This is a genomic window from Nostoc sp. NMS7, from assembly GCF_017115085.1.
Lineage (GTDB): Bacteria > Cyanobacteriota > Cyanobacteriia > Cyanobacteriales > Nostocaceae > Nostoc.
The window spans coordinates 1-3,817 of record NZ_JABXKJ010000023.1 but is presented as its reverse complement, the minus strand read 5'-3'; the positions used below and the strand labels follow the sequence as shown (position 1 = coordinate 3,817).

Below are 3,817 nucleotides of genomic sequence, written 5' to 3'. Positions count from 1 at the left end.
GCATTGGGCATTGGGCATTGGGCATTGGGCATTGGGCATTGGGCATTGGGCATTGATTATTAGTCCTTTGTCTTCACAAATGACAAAGGACTAATGACTAATGACTAATAACTAATTTGCAACGTCACCGATGCTTCCACTTCCTGTTCACCGCCAATTACAGGCGTGGAAGCATCTGCTGACTTAGCAGCCTCAGCCCGTAAAAACATGGGTGGTCGAGGTGGATTGGCATTATTAACTTGAATGCTGACTATTTCTTTGGATTTGAAACCCAAAGCACTGAAAACAGCATCAGCTTGCTGCTGGGCATCTTGGGTGGCTTCTTTTAATGCTTGTTTTTGCGCTAAGGCGATCGCTTGATCATTCGCAACAAAACTAATGCCGTTAATTTGTGTTGCACCAGCCTTCACTGCATCATCCAATAATGTACCAGCTTGCTCGGTAGGAATGCGAAAACTCACGGTGTTATTGGCAGCATAGCCTGTAATCCGTTGCACATTATTGGTGTAGCTGTAAACTGGGTTGAGACTGATACCAGTAGTTTGTAATTTTTCAACATTTTGGCTCTTGAGAAACGCAACCACAGCAGATGACCTCCGGGCGGCTTCTTGCTGTACCTCCTGTGCTGTTTTCCCTTGAATCTCCACTCCTAAACTGACTTGCGCCAGGGTTGCAGGAGTCGTTTCGACTCCGTGACCACTGACACTAAGGGTTCGCCACAATTTCTCTTTTTCTTGTGCCAACGCAGGTAGTACAAAAGTTGCACATAAAAGCATTGCTAAAGGCAGTATTTTCCACAAGTTCCCATTTGGAAACTGAAAACCGGGTAAAGCGGCTCTAGTCATAATATTTGCACTCCTCAAAGTATCCACAGATGTTTTTAACAAGGGTATGTAACAATCTTCTGGTGGCCGTTAAGAGTCAACGGCTACCACAAGTTTTTCATAACTTCAGTGCGATCGCACTTATCCGATTTGTATGTTCTTACTTTGACACTGCGATCGTCAAATGCTGAAATGGTTACATTTTTGGAAACTAAAAAAATTACACTCGCCTTTTTGGAGATTTTGTCGTGGCGTATTGGCTGCTAAAAACTGAACCGGAAAATTATTCCTACTTCGATTTGGAACGAGACGGTAGTACAGTTTGGGATGGAGTCAATAATTCTCTAGCACTCAAACATATACGTACCATGCTTCTTGGTGACTTGGCGTTAATTTATCACACAGGCAAAGAACGGCAAGTCATCGGTTTAGCAGAGATAGTTAGTCAACCCTATATCGATCCAGCACTCAATGACAGCAAACTGGCAGTTGTAGATGTACGGGCATTACGAAGAGTATACCAACCCGTTACCCTAGCCCAAATAAAACAGGACAATAAATTCACAGATTTTGATTTGCTGCGACTTCCGAGACTGTCTGTAGTCCCGGTTGGGGAAGTCTACTGGCAACGCTTGATTTATCTGACAAATAGTATAAATTAATACTTATTTAAAAACAATCGGATAATTCATAAACATTAGTGTCAATTTAAGCCTTGGGGAATAGAATTCGCGGCTATACAAACGAACGCGAACAGCGTCTCGCAGAGAAGTCCACCTTCGTGGACTAATACAAAATCAAACCGCAACGCGAGAGTCATTAGTTAATTTCACCTAGATTATTCGGAAATTTCCGATAGTAAATTAATTCATCAGCTCATTACAACAATTGCTGCAATCATTTAAGGGTTTCTTATATATGGAAGAGCATTTGTTGCAAAGTATTAAGCGTTTGCAGCAACTGGTTATAGATTTGCAAGAAATGCTTAAGGGTTTCTTATATATGGAAGAGCATTTGTTGCAAAGTATTAAGCGTTTGCAGCAACTGGTTATAGATTTGCAAGAAATGCTTAAGGGTTTCTTATATATGGAAGAGCATTTGTTGCAAAGTATTAAGCGTTTGCAGCAACTGGTTATAGATTTGCAAGAAATGCTTAAGGGTTTCTTATATATGGAAGAGCATTTGTTGCAAAGGTTTAAATTTTGATAGATAAAGCTAGTACAGCACGGCGTAAATAAACCACCGATTCAAAATCAATGAAACGCTTACTCTATAGACCTGTTTGAATTTTGAATTCCGCCTTGTGGTACTAGAGTGCATTACGGCTTAAGCGATGGTAGTCCTACCGTTACTGCCACAGCATTAGGTTTGACTATTGCCAATCACGTCTCCATTGGCACAGATAGATGTTTTTCAGAAACGCGTCAGAATCAAAGAGAAGGATTTTCACAGAACCCATGCATTTGTTAGATCCAATCAGCTTCACTTTTCCTCTGCTGGCTAGCGCAACACAAGCCGCAGACAGTTCAATGGTAGTCGCAGCAGTGCTACTAAGCTTAGTAGTCATTTATCTCGCCAGCAAAGTTGGTGGAGAGTTATCAAACCAAGTGGGTTTGCCGCCTGTCTTAGGAGAACTCGTAGGTGGTGTGATAGTTGGCATCTCTGCTTTCCACCTTTTAGTGTTTCCAGAAGGCAGCACAGACAGTTCTAACTCTTTGATCATGTCCTTCCTTCAAATCACTGCTGGTTTAACCCCTGAAGCGACTCCAGGGGTGTTTGCAGCGCAGTCTGAGGTGGTTTCCGTTTTGGCAGAATTGGGTGTGATCATCCTGCTCTTTGAAATCGGCTTGGAGTCGAACTTAAAAGACTTAATCGCAGTTGGTATCCAAGCCACCGTCGTCGCAGTCGTGGGGGTAGTAGTACCCTTTGCTGCTGGTACTGTGGGACTGATGATTTTGTTTGGTATCGATGCTATACCCGCAATTTTTGCCGGGGCAGCTTTGACTGCCACTAGTATTGGTATTACTTCCAAAGTGCTGTCAGAATTGGGGCGACTCAATTCTAAAGAAGGGCAAATTATTTTGGGTGCTGCCGTAATTGACGACGTTTTGGGAATTATCGTTTTAGCGGTAGTTGCTAGTTTAGCTAAAGATGGCGTCGTGGATGTAAGTAAAGTTATTTATTTGATTATCAGCGCCACTGGTTTTATTTTAGGAGCAATCTTACTAGGCAATCTTTTCAATAAGTCCTTTGTGGCGATCGCTGATAAACTCAAGACTCGCGGTGAACTGGTAATCCCAGCATTCATCTTCGCTTTTGCTATGGCATACCTTGCCGCCGTTATCCACTTAGAAGCAATTCTGGGAGCTTTTGCGGCGGGTTTAGTCTTAGAAGAGACAGATAAGCGCAAAGAACTACAAAAGCAAGTCTGTCCGATTGCCGATATGTTAGTGCCAATTTTCTTTGTGGCTGTTGGGGCAAAAACCGATTTGGGAGTGTTAAACCCAGCAATTCCCGACAATCGTGAAGGTCTAATTATGGCAACTTTCCTGATCACAGTAGCCATTCTCGGTAAAGTAATCACAGGCTTAAGCGTGTTTGGTAAACCGGAAATCAACCGTTTAGCGATCGGTGTGGGGATGATTCCCAGAGGCGAAGTTGGGTTGGTGTTTGCTAGCGTCGGCGCTACCAGTGGCACTCTCTCGAAACCATTAGGGGCGGCAATTATCGTGATGGTTATCTTGACAACCTTTTTAGCTCCTCCTTTGTTACGATTTGTATTTCCAGACCCAAAAACTGTGGATGCAGGCTCAGAGCAACTTATCTTAGACGGTTCCTCTGGGACTTCGTTAGTAATTGAACCACCTCAGTCGAGGGTACCAGCATCAAATGATAGTGGGAACCTAGAAACAACAAAAGAATCTGGGGATATTTAATCATTGGGCATTGGGCATTGGGCATTGGGCATTGGGCATTGGGCATTGGGCATTGGG

Annotated in this window: 4 protein-coding genes; 3 read left to right on the top strand and 1 reads right to left on the bottom strand. The window is 43.2% G+C overall.

Annotated elements, in window-relative coordinates; all coding sequences use genetic code 11:
• Window positions 1–104: 104 nt before the first annotated feature.
• Window positions 105–845: an SIMPL domain-containing protein gene (locus HWQ38_RS01650; protein ID WP_292789505.1), complete on the bottom strand. Its 741-nt coding sequence runs from the start codon at window positions 843–845 to the stop codon at window positions 105–107.
• 227 nt (window positions 846–1,072) lie between these two features.
• Between HWQ38_RS01650 and HWQ38_RS01645 the strand changes: the two genes are divergently transcribed.
• The 3 genes from HWQ38_RS01645 to HWQ38_RS01635 all read left to right on the top strand — a co-directional run bounded on the left by HWQ38_RS01645 (window position 1,073) and on the right by HWQ38_RS01635 (window position 3,760).
• A complete protein-coding gene (locus HWQ38_RS01645; RefSeq protein ID WP_292789504.1) occupies window positions 1,073–1,486 on the top strand; it encodes an EVE domain-containing protein in 414 nt (137 codons plus the stop codon).
• A gap of 256 nt (window positions 1,487–1,742) precedes the next feature.
• Entirely contained in the window at window positions 1,743–2,030 is a 288-nt protein-coding gene (locus HWQ38_RS01640) for a hypothetical protein (RefSeq protein WP_292789503.1), read from the top strand.
• Window positions 2,031–2,281: 251 nt separating this feature from the next.
• The gene (locus HWQ38_RS01635) at window positions 2,282–3,760 is read left to right on the top strand and encodes a cation:proton antiporter (RefSeq protein ID WP_292789502.1); all 1,479 of its coding nucleotides are present in this window, start codon (window positions 2,282–2,284) and stop codon (window positions 3,758–3,760) included.
• The last annotated feature ends 57 nt before the right edge of the window (window positions 3,761–3,817 follow it).

Excerpts from the sequence above, each read along its gene's own strand:
- HWQ38_RS01640 (WP_292789503.1), top strand. The coding sequence starts at position 1,743 with ATGGAAGAGCATTTGTTGCAAAGTATTAAGCGTTTGCAGCAACTGGTT.
- HWQ38_RS01635 (WP_292789502.1), top strand. The coding sequence starts at position 2,282 with ATGCATTTGTTAGATCCAATCAGCTTCACTTTTCCTCTGCTGGCTAGC.
- HWQ38_RS01650 (WP_292789505.1), bottom strand. The coding sequence starts at position 845 with ATGACTAGAGCCGCTTTACCCGGTTTTCAGTTTCCAAATGGGAACTTG.